This window comes from Leuconostoc sp., from assembly GCF_965300815.1.
Genome location: NZ_CBDKZH010000179.1, coordinates 1 through 1,754, shown reverse-complemented (window position 1 = coordinate 1,754; position 1,754 = coordinate 1). Strand labels below are relative to the sequence as shown.

Genomic DNA, 1,754 nt, shown 5'->3' with positions numbered 1-1,754 from the left:
AGATAAGATTGAGAATTTTAGTAAGGATAGATAAAAAGCTGACATGAAATATATTATTGGACTCGGAAACATTGGCTCAAAATATGAACAAACCCGCCATAACATTGGTTTTATGGCTATTGATGCCTTTGCCGCGGCGCACCAAGTCGCCTTTTCACCAAGTAAACACTTTGCCTTAACGGCTAAAGTGACCGTGGCTGGTGAACCAGTCATGTTGGTCAAACCAACAACCTATATGAACGATTCAGGTAAAGCGGTACGCGCTGTTTTAGATTATTTTGGTGGGGCAATTGACGATGATGTCCTTGTGTTGGTTGACGATATGGATTTGCCATTTGGTAAATTGCGGTTTCGTGGGAAAGGGTCAGCCGGTGGTCATAATGGTTTGAAGTCCATTATGGCACATACTGATTCCCAGACATTTCTACGTTTAAAGTTTGGACTCGGGCATCCAGAACGTGACAAGCAAGCAGTGATCAACTATGTGTTAGGAAAGTTTACACCAACTGAGATGCCAGCGGTTGAACAAATGCTAGATCGCAGTGTCGCTGCCATGACTGACTGGATTAAAGGGGCTGACGTGGCACAGTTGAGTAACCAGTATAACGGCTAACAGGTGTCACCGGTTAGTGATGTGTGGGCAAGGGGAGTATTGATTATATGTTAACGGATTTTCTAGCACAATCAGAAACAATTCAAAATATTACGACTCACGCCACCGAGGATTCGACGCAACTCCTGTTAGGGGTACATGGCAGCGCGCGTGCTGCCAGTATTGCGGCGCTTTATCAAGCCAAACCACGTCAAATGTTAGTGGTGACTGATACACAAGTTCATGCTGATCAACTTTTGGCCGATTTATCCCAGTTGACGACGGCGGCCATGGGTTTTCCGGCGGAAGAATCGTTAGCCACGGAAATAGCCATTAGTTCACCTGAATTGCGTATGCAACGGGTGGCGACACTGTTGGCCTTGCGACGCCAAGAAAAAGTGATTGTCGTGACAAGTTTGGCGGGCGTTGAACGCCTGTTGCCAAAGCCAGAAACGTTGGATCAGGCCAACTTGAACTTGGCTGTCGGAGAGACGTATGCGCTGGACAATATCAAAGCGACTTTGATGATGATGGGGTATACGCCAACGAAGTTGGTGCAAACCCCTGGTGAATTTGCGCAACGCGGCTCCATTATTGATATTTATCCGTTCACTGGTGAGGAACCCGTGCGATTGGACTTTTTTGATGATGAATTAGATCAAATTAAAAGTTTTGATGTGAGTACGCAAAAGCGGACAGGCAATTTTGAAACGGCTACCATTGAACCGGTGACGGATTTTATTGTGTCAGAAACGGATTATACGGCCGCTGCTGCTAGTATTGAGGCTGCTTTTAATGACTACCGTCGTGAGCTTGTTGGCGTGGAAAAAAAGCATGCCACGACTGGTTTTGCGGTAACGCAGCAGTTGTTAGAAACACGTGTGCGTGAAAATCGCTTGTTGCCGTATGCGACCCACTTTTTCGGTGGTGAAACGACGCTACTGGCTTATTTTCAACCAGAACACTTGTTGATATTGGATGAGTATACACGGATTAAAGAAACCGGCCTTACCCAACATAACCAAGCACAAGACTGGGTTGAACAGCAAATTTCAAGCTACCAATTACTACCACGGCAGACTTTTCGTGCTGATTTGACGACGCTATTGCATCAAGACAAGCGGGCAACCTTGTATTTGGCGAATTTTAAGCGTGGCCTAAG

At 46.0% G+C, this 1,754-nt stretch carries 1 protein-coding gene and 1 pseudogene; both read left to right on the top strand.

What is annotated here, in order from left to right:
- The first annotated feature begins 43 nt into the window (after positions 1-43).
- The gene (gene pth, locus ACW12G_RS07870; protein ID WP_048700869.1) at positions 44-613 is read left to right on the top strand and encodes an aminoacyl-tRNA hydrolase; all 570 of its coding nucleotides are present in this window, start codon (positions 44-46) and stop codon (positions 611-613) included.
- Positions 614-660: 47 nt separating this feature from the next.
- Positions 661-1,754 (top strand): annotated as a pseudogene (locus tag ACW12G_RS07865) (transcription-repair coupling factor); the annotation flags it as partial.